Here is a 15,252-nt window from a genome sequence, read left to right on the forward strand (position 1 = left end):
AACGGATGTGCCCTCGGGTGATCGGCACGTTGCGCCACGGCGGGGTGGCGACTGTGAGGACGCTATCGGGGGTGATCCGCCAGGCAGAAGCACGTCTCGACGATCGGGGGTATCCGCAAAACGAATAGTGGGCCTCGCGGGCGCCGCACGGCGGGCACGATCTGGCTACGCTCGGGGCATGGCACGCGCGATCCGATACAGCGAGCACGGGGGCCCCGAGGTGTTGCGGATCGAGGAGATCCCCGACCCCGTGGCAGGCCCCGGGCAGGTCACCGTTCGCGTGGAAGCCGCCGGCGTCAATCCGGTCGACGCGAAGATGCGCCGTCGCGGGACGGCGGGTCCTCTCACCGCGCCCCGCGGCACGGGGCAGGACGGTGCCGGGTACATCACGAGCGTGGGCGAGGGGGTCGACGGCTTCCGGGTGGGCGACGCCGTCGTCTTCACCAGCGCCGGCGGGTCGTACGCCACCGACATCGCGATCGATGCCGGCAAGGTCTCCTTCCGCCCGCCGGGCGTCTCGGCTGCGCAGGGCGCCGGCGTGCCGATCCCGTGCGGCACGGCGTATCAGGCGCTGCGCTCGCTCGGGCTGCGCGCCGACGACACCCTGCTCATCCACGGCGGTTCCGGGTCGGTCGGACAGGCCGCCATCCAGTTCGCGGTGATGTGGGGGGCGCGCGTCATCGCGACGACGAGCCCCGCCCGTGCCGAGCGGGTCGCCGGGCTCGGAGCGGAGCCGCTCCCCTACGGGCCGGGCCTTGTCGACGCCGTGCGCGAGGCGGCGCCCGACGGTGTGACGGTGATCCTCGACTGCGCGGGCACGGACGAGGCGCTGGCGCAGTCGCTCGAGCTGCTGGCGGATCGATCCCGGATCGCGACGATCGTGGCGGGCTCCCAGGCACCCGACCTCGGCATCCGCGCGTTCAGCGCCGGATCCCCCACTCCCCTCACGGAGCGTCAGAAGGCGCTGCGCGCCGAGGCCATTCCCGTGACCCTCGCGCTGATGGCCGCCGGCCGGTTCAGCATCGAGCTCGGCGAGCGCTACGCACTCGACCAGGCCGCCGAGGCGCAGCGCGCGAGCGAGGCCGGCGCCCCGGGCAAGCTGGTCGTCGTGCCCTGACCGGCGCGCCGTCGTCGGTCTCTCGGCTCGACCACGGACGAGCGAGCGACCGATGCGGCGGATCCGTGTCGCCGTGTGACGGCCCGATTCCGGGTCGCGCGCGGCCGTCCGTCAGGATGGGAGGATGACCGACGCGCTGCCCGAAGGATTCGTCACCGCCCAGCTCGGAGCGGGCTACGAGCCGGGCGCCGTGGCGCAGCAGACCGTCGCCGTGCCGATCCACCAGTCATCGGCGTACCAGTTCCACTCGCTGCGGCAGGCGCGCGAGCGCTTCGCGCTGCGCGAGAAGGGCTTCATCTACAGCCGCAACTCCCACCCGACCCAGGCGGTCCTGGAGCAGAGGGTGGCGGCGCTGGAGGACGGTGTCGCGGCGGCGGCAACGGGATCGGGCCAGGCGGCGACCGCCGTCGCGACGCTCGCGCTGGCGGGGCACGGCGGGCACATCGTCGCGGCCAGCCAGCTGTACGGCGGCACCGTCGACCTGTTCCACGACACCCTCGCGGACTTCGGCATCGACGTGACGTTCGTGGACCAGGACGACCTGAACGCCTGGCACGACGCCGTGCGCCCGCAGACGCGCGCGTTCTTCGCCGAAAGCGTCGCGAATCCGGTGGCGCAGGTGCTCGACATGGCCGCGGTCGCGGAGATCGCGCACGCCGCCGGTGTGCCGCTCGTCATCGACAACACCGTCGCGACGCCCGCCCTTCTGCGCCCGAAGAGGTTCGGCGCCGACATCGTCGTGCACTCCGCCACGAAGTTCCTCGGCGGGCACGGCACATCCCTCGCCGGGGTCGTCGTCGATCTCGGCACCTTCGATTTCGGGGCGCAGCCGGAGCGCTGGCCCGCGCTCACCGAGCCCCACTGGCGTTTCGGCGGGGTGCCGCTGTGGGAGGCCTTCGGGCGCGAGGGGGCGTTCACCACCCTCGTGAAGTCCAAGTACATCGCCGACCTCGGGCCGGCCCTGTCGCCGTTCAACGCGTTCCAGATCATCGAGGGGATCGAGACGCTCAACCTCCGGGTGGACCGTCACGCGGCCTCCGGCCTCGCGGTGGCTCGCTTCCTCTCGCGGCACCCGGCCGTCGCCGCCGTGCATCACCCCGGCCTCGACAGCAGCCCCTGGCACCCGCTCGCCGACCGGTACCTGCCGCGCGGCGTGCCGTCGGTGTTCGCGTTCGAGCTCGAGAGCATGGGCGACGACGAGGCCGACTACGCCCGGGCGGAGGCCGTCATCGACGCGTTGCGCGTCATCCGTCTCGTCGCGAACATCGGCGACGCGCGTTCGCTGGCCTGCCACCCCGCGACGATGACCCACAACCACCTCACGCGCGACCAGCTGTCCGCGGCGGGCATCTCGTACGCGACCGTCCGGCTCTCCGTCGGGCTGGAGGACCCGTCGGAGCTCATCGCCGACCTCGCTCAGGCACTCGACCGCCTCTGACGCGGGCCGCGGCGGGCGTCGTGCGCCTCCTTCCCGCACGCTCCGTGCGTCCGGGACGGCGACGCGCCGGGCGCCCGCTCGGCGAGCGCGTAGGCTCGGGAGCATGACAGGACTTCGCTGGGGAATCCTCGCCACCGGCCGCATCTCCGGCGTGTTCGCGAGCGACCTGCGCATCGCGGGGCACGACCTGCGTGCCGTCGGATCGCGCTCCGCCGCGAGCGCCGAGGCGTTCGCGCGCGAGTTCGAGATCCCGCGCGCGCACGCCTCCTACGAATCACTCGTCGAGGATCCCGACGTCGACATCGTCTACATCGGCACGCCGCACCCGATGCACTACGCCGCCGCCCGGCTCGCCCTCGAGCACGGCAAGCACGCGCTCGTCGAGAAGGCCTTCACGGTGAACCAGGCGGAGGCCGCCGCCCTGCGCGACCTGGCCGCCGAGCGGGGTCTGCTCGTCATGGAGGCGATGTGGACCCGCTGGCTGCCGCACATGGTGCGCATCCGGGAGCTCGTCACGTCCGGGGCGCTGGGAGAGATCCGCGCGATGCACGCGGACCACACGCAGAAGCTGCCCAGCGACCCCGCCCACCGCCTCAACGCCCTCGCGCTGGGCGGCGGCGCGCTGCTCGACCTCGGCGTCTACCCGATCTCCTTCGTGTGGGACGTGCTGGGCGCTCCCACGAGCATCACGGCCACGGGGCGCCTGGGCGAGACGGGCGCGGACACCGAGGTGGCCACGATCATGACGCACGAGGGCGGCGCGCTGTCGACCACGCTGTCGTCGTCGCGGGCTGCCGGTCCCACCACCGCGCACATCATCGGCACCGAGGCTCGCATCGACATCGACCGCGCCTTCTACGGCCCCACCTCGTTCCGGCTCAGCGACCCCTCCGGCGAGGTGCTCGAGACATTCGCCACGCGCATCGAGGGGCGCGGCATGCACTTCGAGGCCCGTGCCGCGGAGCGCCTCGTCGCGGACGGCAACCTCGCCGGCGACGTGCTCCCCATCGACGAGACCGTCGCCATCATGGGCACCCTCGACGAGATCCGCCGCCAGATCGGGGTGTCCTACCCCTCGGAGACCGACCTGCCCGCCGACGCCGTCAGCGACCGAATGGAGCCGAAGTGACCGACACCCGCGTCGCCGTCTACCTGGACTTCGACAACATCGTCATGAGCTGGTACGACCGCGTCCACGGGCGCAACTCGTACTCGCGGGACCGCTCGCGCATCGCGGAGGACCCCACCGACCCCGAGATCGCGGAGCGGCTGCAGCGCGCGACGATCGATGTGGGGGCGATCATCGACTACGCCGCGTCGTTCGGCACGCTCGTGCTCACCCGCGCGTACGCCGACTGGTCCTCGCCCGTCAACGCCGAGTACCGGCAGCAGCTGGTGGCCCGCGCGGTCGACCTCGTGCAGCTGTTCCCCGCGGCGGCGTACGCCAAGAACGGCGCCGACATCCGCCTTGCCGTCGACACGGTGGAGGACATGTTCCGGCTGCCCGATCTCACGCACGTCGTCATCGTGGGCGGCGACAGCGATTACGTGCCCCTCGCGCAGCGCTGCCGGCGGCTCGGCCGTTACGTCGTCGGCGTCGGCGTGGCGGGGTCGACCGCGAAGTCTCTCGCGGCGGCGTGCGACGAGTTCGAGTCCTACGACACGCTGCCGGGCGTGACGGTGCCGGAGAAGCCGAAGGCCACCGCGAGGTCCGGCGCCGCCTCGAAGCCCGCGCCGGCGGAGAAGGCGGAGTCGGCGCCGAAGGCCGAGGGCGAGGCCAAGCGCAGCCGCCGCTCCTCTCGCGCCAAGCAGGAGCCCGTGGACGAGGACACGATGGTTCCCTTCGACGAGATCCCGCCCGAGGACCTGCACGCCGCCGCGTCGCGCCTGCTGGAGCGGGCCCTGCGTCTGGGGCGCGACAAGGGCGACGACGCCGAGTGGCTGCACACCTCGGCGATCAAGCAGCACATGCGCCGGATGGACCCGTCCTTCAGCGAGAAGAAGCTCGGCTTCCGCTCCTTCACGGACTTCGTGAAGTCGCGCGATCAGCTCGCAGAGGTGCAGGAGAGCGGCCACGAGCGTCTCGTACGCCTGAAGGACTGAAGCGCCGGTCGGCGCCGCGCTCGGCCGTGCCGTGCGGCGGCGCGGTCAGGCGCCGGCCAGGAGGCGCGTCATCCGCTCGGTGAAGCCCGGCTCCGTGGCGAGCACGGCACGGTGGCGGGCGCCGGCGACGACCGGCCAGGCGTTGTGGATGCCGCGCAGGTCGGCGGTGGTGCGGCCCCGGTTCGGTCCGACGGTGGTGTCGATCTCGATCGGCACGACGGGCGCGAGCGTGGCCGTCGCCAGGCCGGCCGCCACGCCCACGGCGAGCGCGTCGTGGTTGCCGGCACAGCGCCGGCCGGTCTCGCCCCGGTAGAAGTCGTAGTACGCGTCGAGGATGCGCGCGCAGTACCGGCCGATCTCGCCTCCCGCGGCGAGCTCGGACAGGTGGTGCTCCTCGAGCATGTCGCGCATGGTCACGTCCAGCCCGACGAAGGTGCACGCCCACCCCGCCTCGACGACCCGCTGAGCCGCCTCCGGGTCGTGCCAGATGTTCGCCTCGGCCGCCGGGGTGATGTTGCCGGGGGCGAGGAAGTTACCGCCCATGATCGTGACCTCGCGGATCCGCTCCGGCAGCGTCGGGTCGGCGGCCAGCGCGTCGGCGACGTTGGTGAGCGGACCGACCGCGACGAGGTGCAGCTCGCCCGGCCGCTCGTGGCTCAAGCGGATGATGAGCTCCGGCGCGCTCTCGGCGGTGAGGGTGGGCACGAAGGACGTGTCGGCCTGACCGCCCTGCCCGTCCTCGCCGTGCACGCCGGTCGAGAACGTCGCGGGCGCGCCGTTGGACGGCCCCTCCGCGCCGCGCGCGACGGGGACATCGGTGCGGCCGGCCATCGTCAGCACGTACGCGGTGTTGCGCGCCGCCGTGTCCACGTCCACATTGCCCCACGTCGTGGTGCATGCGACGAGCTCGATCTGCGGGGACAGCGCGGCGGTCAGGATGGCGAGGGCGTCGTCCACCCCGGTGTCGACGTCGAGGATGATGCTGGTGGTCACCGGTCGATCCTAGTTTCCCGCGGAACGTCGCCGCGATGCGCCGAACCCGCCCCGAGGCGGGGGCGGGTTCGGCGTGGGACGACTCAGGAGGCCAGAAGCGCCGCGGCGGTCACCACGAGCTCGCCACCCACGGCGTCGAGGCGCACGCGCCCACCGTCGGTCAACTCACCCGAGACGAACAGATCCGCGATCCGGTCATCGACCTCGCGCTGGATGAGGCGGCGCAGCGGGCGCGCACCGTACTCCGGCTCGTAGCCGTGCTCGGCGAGCCAGTCGACGGCAGACGACGTGACCTCGAGCGACACCTCGCGCGCGGCCAGGCGGGAGCGCGTGGCGCCGAGCATGAGCTCGACGATGCGCCGCAGCTGCTCGCGGTCCAGCTTGCGGAACAGCACGATCTCGTCGATCCGGTTGAGGAACTCCGGACGCATCGACTCGCGCAGCCGGCCCATCACCCGATCGTGCAGGTCCTTCTCGTCGTACTCGGCACCGCTCGCCGAGAACCCGATGGCGCCGCCGCGCGCGGCGAGGAACTCCGAGCCGAGGTTCGAGGTCATCACGACCACGGTGTTGCGGAAGTCCACCGTGCGTCCCTGCCCATCGGTCAGGCGGCCGTCGTCGAGCACCTGCAGCAGCAGGTTGAACACGTCGGGGTGCGCCTTCTCGATCTCGTCGAAGAGGACGATCGAGTACGGGTTGCGCCGCACCCGCTCGGTCAGCTGCCCCGCCTCGTCATATCCGACGTATCCGGGAGGGGCACCGACCAGTCGGGCGACGGTGTGACGCTCGCCGAACTCGCTCATGTCGAAGCGCACGATGGCGCCCTCGTCGTCGAACAGGCTCGCGGCGAGCGCCTTGGCCAGCTCGGTCTTGCCGACGCCGGTGGGGCCCAGGAAGAGGAACGAGCCGACGGGCCGGCGGGCATCGCCCATGCCGGTGCGGCTGCGGCGCACCGCACGCGCCACCGCGCGCACGGCGTCGTCCTGCCCGATGACCCGCGCATGCAGCTCGTCCTCGAGGCCGGCCAGGCGCGCCCGCTCCGTCTCGGTGATGCGGCTGGCGGGAATGCCCGTGGCGCGGCTCACCACGGCGGCGATCTCCGGCTCGTCCACGACGGCCTCCCGGCGGCTCCCGCCGGCGGCGGCCTCCTCGAGTCGGCTCTGGACCGCGGCGATTTCATCGCGGATCCGCGACGCCTCCTCGTAGCGCTCCGTCGCGACGGCAGCGTTCTTCTCCGACTCGAGCGTGGCGAGCTTCTCCATGAGCTCCGACGTGTCGACGGGCGCGCCCAGGCGCAGCCGGAGGCGCGCGCCGGCCTGGTCGATCAGGTCGATCGCCTTGTCCGGCAGCACGCGCTCGGTCAGGTACCGGTCGCTCAGCTCCACGGCCGCGCGCAGGGCGTCGTCGGTGTAGGAGACGCCGTGGTGCTCCTCGTACGCCGGGCGCAGACCACGCAGGATCTCGATCGCGTCGGCGAGCGAGGGCTCCCCCACGCGCACCGGCTGGAAGCGGCGCTCGAGCGCGGCGTCCTTCTCGATGGTGCGGTACTCCTTGAGCGTCGTGGCGCCGACGAGGTGCAGCTCGCCGCGCGCCAGGCGGGGCTTGAGGATGTTGCCCGCGTCCATGGCGCCCTCGCCCCCGCCGCCCGCGCCCACGACCGTGTGGATCTCGTCGAGGAACAGAATCAGCTCGCCCTTGCGCTCCGCGACCTCGTCGATCGTCTGGGTGAGACGCTCCTCGAAGTCGCCCCGGTAGCGGGTGCCGGCGAGCATGGCGGGCAGATCGAGCGCGATGACGCGCTTGTCACGGAGCTGCTCCGGCACCTCGCCCGCCACGATCGCACGCGCCAGCCCCTCCACGATCGCGGTCTTGCCGACACCGGCCTCGCCGACGAGCACCGGGTTGTTCTTCGTGCGGCGCGAGAGGATCTCGATGGTCTGCTCGATCTCGTCCGCCCGGCCGATCACGGGATCGAGCTCCCCCGCCTCCGCGCGCGCAGTCAGGTCGAGGCCGTACTTCTCGAGCATCGAGCCGCCGCCCGACGGCGGCGCCTCCGGCGCGCCCTGCGGCGTCACCGCCTCGCGGGCGCCCTGTGTGAGCGCCTCGGCCGTCACGCCGGCGCGCGCGAGGATCTGCCCGGCCGGGGAGTCCTGCGCCAGTACGAGGGCGAAGAAGACGTGCTCGGGGTCGATGTACGTGGCACCGGCGGAGCGGGCCACCTGGTACGCGTGGAACATCGCACGCTGCACCGCGGGCGTGATGACCGCCTCGGCGCTGTGCACCGGCGCACCCTCCTGCGGCAGGCGCTGTTCCGTCTCGGCGCGCAGAGCGTCGAGGTCCGCCCCCGTGCGCGAGGCGGCCTGCACGATCGTGTCGTCGTCCAGGAGCAGACGCAGCACGTGGAGAGCGTCCATCTCCTGCTGGCCGCGGGCGTGAGCGAACGCGGCGGCGCGCTGCAGCAGGTCTTGTGTGCGTGCGCTGAGGAAGCGACTGAGGTCGATCGACCGCGCCGAGCGGGCGCGCTCGCCCTGCAGATAGCGCGCGAGGAACTCGTCGAACGCGCCGAGACCGTCCTGGGGGAAGTCGGGCATTCCTGTCTCCTAAAACTTGAGCGGTGCACAATCAACTTTAGAAGTTGAGTGCGGTTGTATCAAGTTGAACCGAGACGCTGCTCGGCCTATTCCCGCACCGGCGCCCCTCCCGTTTCATACCTAGATGCGCTAGGTTTGTGTTACCTAGAGGTACAAGGCATCAGGGAGGCGCGGATGCGCATCGACAAGGACCTCGTGGCGGCCTCCGCCACTCCCCTCGTGCTGGGGATCCTCGCCGACGGCGAGCTCTACGGCTACGCCATCCTGAAGCGGGTGAGCGAGCTGTCGGGCGGCCGCATGGAATGGACCGACGGCATGCTGTATCCCCTGCTGCACCGACTGGAACGGGCCGGGCTGCTGACGGCGTCGTGGGGCGCATCGGAGAGCGGCCGACGACGGAAGCACTACGCCATCACCGACGCGGGTCGCGCACTGCTCGAGGAGCGCCGCGCGCAGTGGGAGGTGGTGGCGGATGTCATGCGGCACGTGTGGGAGGCCCGCCCTACGATGGCGACCGACGCGGGAGCGTGGGCCTGATGGCGCTGCGTGCCGAGGTCGAGGAACAGATCGGGCAGTGGCGCGGCTACCTGCAGCATCATCGCGCCATCGCCGTCGCCGACCTGGACGAGCTGGAAGACCATCTGCGCGCGCAGATCGACGATCTCCGGTCGGCGGGGCTGGCCGACGACGAGGCCTTCCTCGTGGCCATCCGGCGAATGGGCGGCTCCGATGCCATCTCGCGCGAGTTCGCCAGGGAGCACACGGAGCGCATGTGGAAGCAGCTCACCGCGACGGCGGAGGACACGCCCCCGGACCGCAGGGAGCCCGCCGTCGCGGTCGGGCTGGGTGCCGGTGCCGGCGTCTGCGTCACTCTGCTCATCCTGGTGTTCTCGTGGGGCGGCCCGTTGGGCAGCGCGGCCGCGGACCACGCGCTGTTTCGCATCCTGCCGCTCGTGGTCCTCGCCTTCCTGGGCGCATACTTCGCGTGGAAGCGCCGCCCCGCCCCGCGCGCGATCGCCGCGCTCGCCATCGCGTTCACGCTCCTGGCAGCGGCCGAGGTGTTCACGCCCTTCGGCGCCGATGCCGGTGCGACCCATCTGCTTGCGGTGATCCATCTGCCCGTCGCCGCGTGGGGTCTCGTCGGTCTCGCCTATGCGGGAGGACGCTGGCGCGACCACACCGCGCGCATGGACTTCGTGCGGTTCACGGGCGAGTTCGTCGTGTACTTCGTCCTCCTCGCGCTGGGCGGCGGGCTGCTCATCGGCCTGACGAGCGCCGTGCTGTCGCTGGCGGGAACGGATCCGACCACGCCCATCGAATGGATCCTGCGCCTGTGCATTCCCGGTGCGGTCCTCGTCGCGGCCTGGCTGGTGGAGGCCAAGCAGAACGTGATCGAGAACATCGTGCCGGTGCTCACGCGTGTCTTCACGCCGATCGCCACGCTCGCGCTGCTGTGGATGCTCGTCGCGCTCGCCACGGCCGGTCCGTTGGCCGCCGTCGACCGCGAGCTGCTGATCCTCATGGACGGCGTGCTCATCCTCGTGCTCGCGCTAACCCTCTACACGATCTCGGCGCGTGAGGCGCTCGCCCCAGCCGGAGCGTTCGACGGCCTGCAGCTCGGGATGCTTGTCACGGCGATCGCGGTCGACCTCATCGCCCTGACGGCGATGATCACGCGCATCGCAGAGTTCGGCGTGAGCGCCAACAAGACGGCGGCTCTCGGACTCAACCTGCTCCTGCTCGTGCATCTGACGTGGCAGGCGTGGCTCACGCTTCGCTTCCTGCGCCGCCGCACCGGGTTCGCGGCATTGGAACGCTGGCAGACATCCTTCCTGCCGCTGTACCCCCTGTGGGCGGCGGTCGTGGCGCTGGCCTTCCCCTTCCTGTTCGGGTTCGCCTGAGCCCTTCCTAGACTGGCGGCATGCGGGAGTTCTGGCGAGGGGTGGCGACGCTCGGTCGCGGCTTCGCCTGGTGGCGACGGCGCCCGGGTCTGATGGCGATGGGTCTGGCGCCCGCGGCGGTCGTCGCCGTGGTGTTCGCGGTCGGGTTGCTCGCCCTCGGATTCGCGCTCCCCGGCCTCGTGGAGTGGGCGACGCCTTTCGCCGAGCACTGGGACGGGTTCTGGGCCGTGGCGCTGCGCGTCCTGATCGCCCTCGCCGTCCTCGCGGGGGCGATCGCGCTGGCCGTCACGACCTTCACGGCGGTCGTGCTGCTCGTCGGGGAGCTGGTGTACCAGCGGATCTGGCAGTCGGTGGAACGGGACACCGGCGGTGCGGTGCCCGAGGCGCGCTACTCGATGCGGCACGCAGCGGGCGACGCCCTCTCGCTCGTTCTGAGGGGCGCGGCGATCGCGCTCGCGTCGCTGCTGGTCGGCCTCGTCCCGGTGGCGGGCACGGCGCTCGCGGCCGTTCTCGGTGTCTGCCTGACGGGATGGACGCTCGCCGACGAACTCACGCAGCGGGGACTGACGGCGCGCGGCCTCGGGCCTGCCGAGCGGCGGCGGCTTCGTCGCGGCGCGCGGGCGCGCATGCTCGGCTTCGGGGTCGCGACCCAGCTGTGCTTCCTCGTGCCGGGCGGGGCGATCGCCGTGATGCCGGCGGCCGTCGCCGGCGCCGCCCTGCTCGCGCGGGAGCTCGCCGAGCCCTCTAGCGCTCGACCCCCGGCGCGGCGGCCTTCGCCGCGCGGGCGATGAGCACCAGCCCGACCACGGCGGGAACCGCCAGCCCGAGCGCGACCAGCGGGTGACCGTACTGACCCGTGAGCGCGCCCAGCGCGACCGCCAGCACGAGCAGCTGCGTCACGATGCCCCCGGAACGACCCCAGGAACGGTCGGTGACCACGGCGTACGCGAAGGCGCCGACCCCCGCCGCACCCACGAGCGTGAACACGAGCAGCGCGAGGGCCGTGGGCAGCGACGTGGTGTCGCCGCCGAGCATCGCAACGACCTGCCAGCCGGCCAGCACGAGCAGCGCGAGCGCCTCGAGCGCCAACAGCGCGGCTGCCAGGCGTGCCGGAAGGGGGGCCGGAGAAGGGGTCGTCATGCGCGATTCGATTCTTGATCCATTCAGAAAACCGTTGACTCGCGTCTCCATCTGTAAGAGACTTGTTAACGGTATGTTTCCCCACAGCGTGGTGGGAGCGAGCGGCGCTCGCGGCATATCCCAGCGTAATCCTCACCCGAATCGCCGCTGGCATCGCAACCCTTTCCCACCACACCGAGGAGCACCATCATGGACTGGCGCGATAAGGCCGCCTGCCTCACCGTTGACCCCGAACTCTTCTTCCCCGTTGGGAACACCGGGCCGGCCATCGACCAGATCGAGAAGGCCAAGTCCGTCTGTGCCCGTTGCACCGTCACCGAGGTCTGCCTGCAGTACGCCCTCGAGACCGGTCAGGACTCGGGCGTGTGGGGCGGCCTCAGCGAGGACGAGCGTCGCGCTCTGAAGCGCCGCGCCGCCCGCGCCCGCCGCGCCAGCTGACACCTCCGCGGCACAAGCACCGCGCGATCACGGTCCCTCGTCGGGGCCGTTTTTCGCGTCCGCCCGGCGCCTCGGGTGTCGCGGCGGCACCGCGGACGGACGCTTCTCAGCGCGCGATCCAGCGCAGCGGGATGTCGACGATCACCTCGGTGCCACCGCCCTCGGGCGAGGTCCAGTCGATCGAGCCGCCCAGCTCCCCCTGGATGAGGGTCCGCACGATCTGCGTTCCCAGCCCCCGGCCGACCTGCCCCGCCGGTAGCCCCGCGCCGGTGTCGCGCACCCGCACCTCGAGGCGCTCCTCGCTGCGGTCGGCACTGATCTCCACGTCGCCGTCCGTGTCCTTCAGCCCGTGCTCCACCGCGTTCGTGACGATCTCGGTCAGCGCCAGCGCCAGCGGCGTGGCGTACTTGCTGGGCAGCACCCCGAACTCGCCCGTCCGGTGCGTGCGCGCCAGGGTGTTGGGAGCGGCGGCCACCTCGGCGACCAGCCGCAGCACCCGATCGAACACGACGTCGAAGTCGACGTTCTGGCTGAGCCCCTCCGAGAGCGTGTCGTGAACGACCGCGATCGATGCGACGCGACGCATGGCCTGTCCGAGCGCATCCCGCGCCTCGTCGGACGGCGTGCGGCGCGCCTGGATGCGCAACAGCGAGGCGACCGTCTGCAGATTGTTCTTCACCCGGTGGTGGATCTCGCGGATCGTCGCGTCCTTCGTGAGGATCTCCTGCTCCTGGTTGCGCAGCTCGGTCACGTCGCGGCAGAGCACGATGGCACCCGTGCGGCGGCCGTTCTCGCTGAGCGGGATGGTGCGCAGCGCCACCGCCACGCCCCGGGCATGGATGTCGGTGCGCCACGGCGCGCGACCGGAAGCGACGACGGGGAGCGACTCGTCCGCGTCGATGGAGGCGTCCGAAAGCGCGGCCGTGACCTCCGCCAGCGACTCACCCTCGAGCTCGTCCGCGAAGCCCAGGCGGGTGAACGCCGAGAGGGCGTTCGGGCTGGCGAACGTCACGACTCCGTCGGCATCGAGCCGGATGAGGCCGTCGTTCGCGCGCGGCGCACCGCGACGCGCCCCCGTCGGCGCGTCGGCGTCCGGGAAGCCGCCCGTGGCGATCATGGCGAAGATCTCGTCGGCGCACTCGTTGAACGTCAGCTGCTGCCGGGAGGGCGCCCGCAGCTCGCCGAGGTTGCTGTGACGCGTGAGCACGCCGAGCACTCGCGCCCCCTCCTCACCGCGCCGCACGATCGGTACGGCGCGCACGCGCGTGGGCGTCTCCTCGAACCACTCCGGTGAGGTTGAGTCGACGATGTTCCGCGTCGTGACGGCCTCGCGCACCTGGCTCAGCCACTGGGGCCGCACGCGCTCCCCCACGATGTCGCGGTAGAACAGCGTGGCCGCACCGCTGGGGCGGACGTGTGCGACGGCGAGGTACGCGTCGTCCGCGGTGGGCGCCCACAGCACGATGTCCGCGAAGGACAGGTCGGCGAGCAGCTGGCCGTCGGCCGCCACCTTGTGGAGCCATTCGATGTCCGATTCGCTCTGAATGCCCTGGGCCGAGACGAGATCGCTGAGGGTCGACACCGCTCCAGTCTAGGCTCGCGTCAGCGTGCACCCGTGGGAGCGGGGCGCTGATCAGGCGGCGCTTCGGCGCAGCGCGCGGCGCCCCCGCTCCGCCCCTCCACGCCGCGCGGCCGTCACGGAGGGGGCGTCCAACCGCTCGGCGAGGCGGCGCGCGGCTTGGGCGAATGCCGAGCGCGGTGCGATCTCGCCGATCGGCCGCGCCGCGAGCAGCGCCGCATCGGCCGCCCGGGGGTCGTGGGGCGCGAACGAGACGTCGGTGAGCCCGGCGAATCGCTCCAGGGTGCGACGCACCTGGCCGCGCGCGTCGATCCCCAGCGCGCCCGTGCGAAGGCGGTTCACGACCACGTGCACGGGCTTGGGCCCGACGAGCGCACGCAGCTCGGCGTGCGCGCGGATGAACCGACCGATGCCGACCGGGTCGGCCGACGCGACCGCCACGACCTGGTCGGCCCGCTCCAGCGCCGTCAGGGCCGCGGCGTTGCGACGCGGCCCCTCGAGGTCGCTCACGATCTCTTCATCTCGCTCGAGGGGTGCCGCAACGTCGACGACCGTGTGCGGCGACCACCTCCGACATGCCTCGAGGACGGCGCCCAGGCGGGCGCGCGAGAGCTCGGGCCACCGTGAGGGCCGGTTGAGCCCCGTCAGCACATCGACATCGGCCGCAGGCCCGCCGAGCGGCGCGCTGATCCGACTCAGCTCCGCGGCATCGATCCCCTCCGCCGCCCGGCGGCAGGCGGCCGCGACGCCCGGACTCTCCTCGGGCAGCCCGAGGGCCACGGCGATCGCGGGCGCATGCGTGTCGGCGTCGACCAGGGCGGCGCGCCGGCCTCGCCTCGCGAGTGCCACGGCGAGCTCGATCGCGAGGGTGGTCCGGCCCGGAGCGCCGTGGGGTCCCCACACCGCCGTCACGGCACCGTCCGGCGCGGACGTGCCCGGCGGGATGCCGCCGCTCGCCGCCGCGGCGATGTCGGCGCCGCCCGACTCCAGCGGCAGAGGCGAGGTCAGGCCGAACGCGCGCGCCAGCCGGGCCTCGCTCTCCCCCGACGCGAGGGGCACGATCCGCACCGCGTGCCGGTCGCACGCGGCGACGAGCTCCGGCGTCAGCACGTCGCGCTCGACGGCGAGGGCGAGCACGTCGGCGTACGCCAGTGCGGCGTGAAGCCGCGACCGACCGTCCGCCGCGTCCCGCGCCGCGAGCGGCGTCGGCAGGCTGACGGCCTCGTGGCCGTCGCGGCGCAGGTCCGCCGCGATGCGCGCGGCGTGCGGCTCCCCGAGCGCGAGCAGGATCCTCATCCCGCGCTCCCCGTCGGGATCACCGAGAGCGCGGACCCTGCCGCGACGGCGGCCAGCACGTCGGCGACGTCGGCGCGCGAGACGACGAGCTCCACGCTCGTCCCACCCGCCGCCATCACGGCGTCGTCCCGCACGACCGTCGCGACGGTGGCGTCCGCGACGAGCACACGCGGCGGCTCGAAGCCGTCGTCGGCGGCGGGGGCGACCCACAGCTCCACGGCGCTGCCCTCGGCCACCGATGTCGGCACGTCGGCGGCGCTGCGGACGACCACGGTCGTCACGGCGGCCGACCGGCCGACAGCCCCGGCGGGCACGAGCTCGCCCGCCCCGATGGTGCGCTCCGCCACGAGCCCGTCGCCCAGCCCATCGGGGGTCAGATAGACGCCGTCGGCCTGGCCCAGGCCGACATCGACCACCCGCAGATCCGCGGCGGTGACCGCCTGGCCGGGGACGATGGTGGACGACGCCGCGAGCACCGGCACGGTCTGTCGCGACGCCGCGACCACCCCCCACACGCCCGCCACCGACGCCGCGATGAGCGCGACGCCGACGAAGAATCGGGCGTCGCTCCAAAAGGCGCGCTTGCGAATCATGGCGTTCATGGTGCCAGGGCAACCGCAAGGGCCGCGGAAGTTCTCCACAGACCCGCGTAGGTG

14 protein-coding genes are annotated in these 15,252 nt (G+C 72.5%); 8 read left to right on the plus strand and 6 right to left on the minus strand.

The window, feature by feature from the left end:
* The first annotated feature begins 178 nt into the window (after positions 1–178).
* From N8N77_RS03700 to N8N77_RS03715, 4 genes are all read left to right on the plus strand, one after another.
* On the plus strand, positions 179–1,117 hold the full coding sequence (locus N8N77_RS03700; RefSeq protein ID WP_261164711.1) for an NADP-dependent oxidoreductase: 939 nt from the start codon (positions 179–181) through the stop codon (positions 1,115–1,117).
* Positions 1,118–1,241: 124 nt separating this feature from the next.
* Positions 1,242–2,555: an O-acetylhomoserine aminocarboxypropyltransferase/cysteine synthase family protein gene (locus tag N8N77_RS03705; RefSeq protein WP_261164713.1), complete on the plus strand. Its 1,314-nt coding sequence runs from the start codon at positions 1,242–1,244 to the stop codon at positions 2,553–2,555.
* A gap of 103 nt (positions 2,556–2,658) precedes the next feature.
* On the plus strand, positions 2,659–3,684 hold the full coding sequence (locus N8N77_RS03710; protein ID WP_261164714.1) for a Gfo/Idh/MocA family protein: 1,026 nt from the start codon (positions 2,659–2,661) through the stop codon (positions 3,682–3,684).
* A 44-nt stretch (positions 3,685–3,728) separates the two neighbouring features.
* Positions 3,729–4,658, plus strand: a complete 930-nt coding sequence (locus tag N8N77_RS03715) for an NYN domain-containing protein (RefSeq protein ID WP_396652798.1) — start codon at positions 3,729–3,731, stop codon at positions 4,656–4,658.
* 45 nt (positions 4,659–4,703) lie between these two features.
* On the opposite strand, the gene N8N77_RS03720 is transcribed toward N8N77_RS03715, so the two are convergent.
* Both N8N77_RS03720 and N8N77_RS03725 read right to left on the minus strand, forming a co-directional pair.
* On the minus strand, positions 4,704–5,651 hold the full coding sequence (locus N8N77_RS03720; protein WP_261164716.1) for a nucleoside hydrolase: 948 nt from the start codon (positions 5,649–5,651) through the stop codon (positions 4,704–4,706).
* 83 nt (positions 5,652–5,734) lie between these two features.
* Positions 5,735–8,242 (minus strand): ATP-dependent Clp protease ATP-binding subunit, encoded by a 2,508-nt coding sequence (locus N8N77_RS03725; RefSeq protein ID WP_261164717.1) that lies wholly within the window; start codon positions 8,240–8,242, stop codon positions 5,735–5,737.
* Positions 8,243–8,416: 174 nt separating this feature from the next.
* On the opposite strand from N8N77_RS03725, the gene N8N77_RS03730 reads away from it, so the two are divergent.
* The 3 genes from N8N77_RS03730 to N8N77_RS03740 are packed head-to-tail and all read left to right on the plus strand — an operon-like array spanning position 8,417 to position 10,934.
* On the plus strand, positions 8,417–8,779 hold the full coding sequence (locus N8N77_RS03730) for a PadR family transcriptional regulator (RefSeq protein WP_261164719.1): 363 nt from the start codon (positions 8,417–8,419) through the stop codon (positions 8,777–8,779).
* Positions 8,779–10,143, plus strand: coding sequence for a permease prefix domain 1-containing protein (locus N8N77_RS03735; protein WP_261164721.1), 1,365 nt, complete (start codon positions 8,779–8,781; stop codon positions 10,141–10,143). The genes N8N77_RS03730 and N8N77_RS03735 overlap by 1 nt, the downstream gene beginning before the upstream one ends.
* Positions 10,144–10,163: 20 nt before the next feature.
* Positions 10,164–10,934: an EI24 domain-containing protein gene (locus N8N77_RS03740; protein WP_261164723.1), complete on the plus strand. Its 771-nt coding sequence runs from the start codon at positions 10,164–10,166 to the stop codon at positions 10,932–10,934.
* On the opposite strand, the gene N8N77_RS03745 is transcribed toward N8N77_RS03740, so the two are convergent.
* Entirely contained in the window at positions 10,888–11,283 is a 396-nt protein-coding gene (locus tag N8N77_RS03745) for a histidine kinase (RefSeq protein ID WP_261164725.1), read from the minus strand. The genes N8N77_RS03740 and N8N77_RS03745 overlap by 47 nt on opposite strands.
* 189 nt (positions 11,284–11,472) lie before the next feature.
* Between N8N77_RS03745 and N8N77_RS03750 the strand changes: the two genes are divergently transcribed.
* The gene (locus N8N77_RS03750) at positions 11,473–11,721 is read left to right on the plus strand and encodes a WhiB family transcriptional regulator (RefSeq protein WP_067025888.1); all 249 of its coding nucleotides are present in this window, start codon (positions 11,473–11,475) and stop codon (positions 11,719–11,721) included.
* A gap of 106 nt (positions 11,722–11,827) precedes the next feature.
* Here N8N77_RS03750 and N8N77_RS03755 read toward each other — a convergent pair whose 3' ends face one another.
* From N8N77_RS03755 to N8N77_RS03765, 3 genes are read right to left on the minus strand one after another with little or no spacing between them, the layout of a single operon-like run.
* Positions 11,828–13,303 carry a sensor histidine kinase gene (locus tag N8N77_RS03755; RefSeq protein ID WP_261164730.1) on the minus strand — a complete coding sequence of 492 codons (1,476 nt, stop codon included), beginning with the start codon at positions 13,301–13,303 and terminating at the stop codon, positions 11,828–11,830.
* A 51-nt stretch (positions 13,304–13,354) separates the two neighbouring features.
* A complete protein-coding gene (locus N8N77_RS03760; RefSeq protein WP_261164732.1) occupies positions 13,355–14,596 on the minus strand; it encodes a hypothetical protein in 1,242 nt (413 codons plus the stop codon).
* Positions 14,593–15,189, minus strand: coding sequence for a hypothetical protein (locus tag N8N77_RS03765; protein ID WP_314732507.1), 597 nt, complete (start codon positions 15,187–15,189; stop codon positions 14,593–14,595). The genes N8N77_RS03760 and N8N77_RS03765 overlap by 4 nt, the downstream gene beginning before the upstream one ends.
* Positions 15,190–15,252 lie beyond the last annotated feature (63 nt).

The sequence above is a fragment of the Microbacterium sp. Marseille-Q6965 genome (assembly GCF_946151065.1).
Classification (GTDB): Bacteria; Actinomycetota; Actinomycetes; order Actinomycetales; family Microbacteriaceae; genus Microbacterium.

Bases quoted from the DNA above. Each gene is read 5' to 3' on its own strand.
- N8N77_RS03700 (WP_261164711.1), top strand. From the start codon at position 179: ATGGCACGCGCGATCCGATACAGCGAGCACGGGGGCCCCGAGGTGTTG.
- N8N77_RS03705 (WP_261164713.1), top strand. From the start codon at position 1,242: ATGACCGACGCGCTGCCCGAAGGATTCGTCACCGCCCAGCTCGGAGCG.
- N8N77_RS03710 (WP_261164714.1), top strand. From the start codon at position 2,659: ATGACAGGACTTCGCTGGGGAATCCTCGCCACCGGCCGCATCTCCGGC.
- N8N77_RS03715 (WP_396652798.1), top strand. From the start codon at position 3,729: ATGAGCTGGTACGACCGCGTCCACGGGCGCAACTCGTACTCGCGGGAC.
- N8N77_RS03725 (WP_261164717.1), bottom strand. From the start codon at position 8,242: ATGCCCGACTTCCCCCAGGACGGTCTCGGCGCGTTCGACGAGTTCCTC.
- N8N77_RS03730 (WP_261164719.1), top strand. From the start codon at position 8,417: ATGCGCATCGACAAGGACCTCGTGGCGGCCTCCGCCACTCCCCTCGTG.
- N8N77_RS03735 (WP_261164721.1), top strand. From the start codon at position 8,779: ATGGCGCTGCGTGCCGAGGTCGAGGAACAGATCGGGCAGTGGCGCGGC.
- N8N77_RS03740 (WP_261164723.1), top strand. From the start codon at position 10,164: ATGCGGGAGTTCTGGCGAGGGGTGGCGACGCTCGGTCGCGGCTTCGCC.
- N8N77_RS03745 (WP_261164725.1), bottom strand. From the start codon at position 11,283: ATGACGACCCCTTCTCCGGCCCCCCTTCCGGCACGCCTGGCAGCCGCG.
- N8N77_RS03750 (WP_067025888.1), top strand. From the start codon at position 11,473: ATGGACTGGCGCGATAAGGCCGCCTGCCTCACCGTTGACCCCGAACTC.
- N8N77_RS03760 (WP_261164732.1), bottom strand. From the start codon at position 14,596: ATGAGGATCCTGCTCGCGCTCGGGGAGCCGCACGCCGCGCGCATCGCG.
- N8N77_RS03765 (WP_314732507.1), bottom strand. From the start codon at position 15,189: ATGATTCGCAAGCGCGCCTTTTGGAGCGACGCCCGATTCTTCGTCGGC.